The sequence below is a fragment of the Massilia sp. 05N420 genome (genome assembly GCF_056397205.1).
On sequence record NZ_JBFTMX010000158.1, the window covers coordinates 1 to 486 of the forward strand.

Here is a 486-nt window from a genome sequence, read left to right on the forward strand (position 1 = left end):
CTCCAGCGCTCCGGTTTCCCTCCGGATGTCGTCGCAAGACTTGCCCAGGAGTTGCTTCACAAGATCTCCTCAGCGATGGGCGAATACGCGGCGTCTGCCGCGGATCACTCGGCCCCCCTAACCGGGGACGTCCAGGTGCCGCCGGTTGCGACCTCTCAGCCTGTCGATACCGCAGTCCTGACAAATCCCGAGGCAGCTGACGCTGGGAAGATCGCGCAAGTCAACGGCGCTTACCTTAGCGTTATGGACGATAAGGATCGCCCGGGTCTGCCCAACGGCGACGATGAAACAAACGATAGTTTCGAGGCTTTAAGTTCGGAGATCAGGGCGCTTCTAGCCTAAGCTGAACGCGAGAGGGGCAGCCAATCGCTCTGATCAGGTCGGCGGGCGACATGTTTTCCGCTTTAGACGCACCGGTTCAGTTTCGTCCGGTTTTTAAAACCGGCGACCAACTCGTTCTATAGCTGGCCACCAGCTCCCCTAAAG

At 59.1% G+C, this 486-nt stretch carries 1 protein-coding gene; it reads left to right on the plus strand.

Translation table 11 applies throughout. From position 1 onward, the window contains the following. On the plus strand, nucleotides 1-342 hold a 342-nt coding region (locus AC1DIX_RS27765), incomplete at its 5' end, for a hypothetical protein (protein WP_477328563.1). Nucleotides 343-486 lie beyond the last annotated feature (144 nt).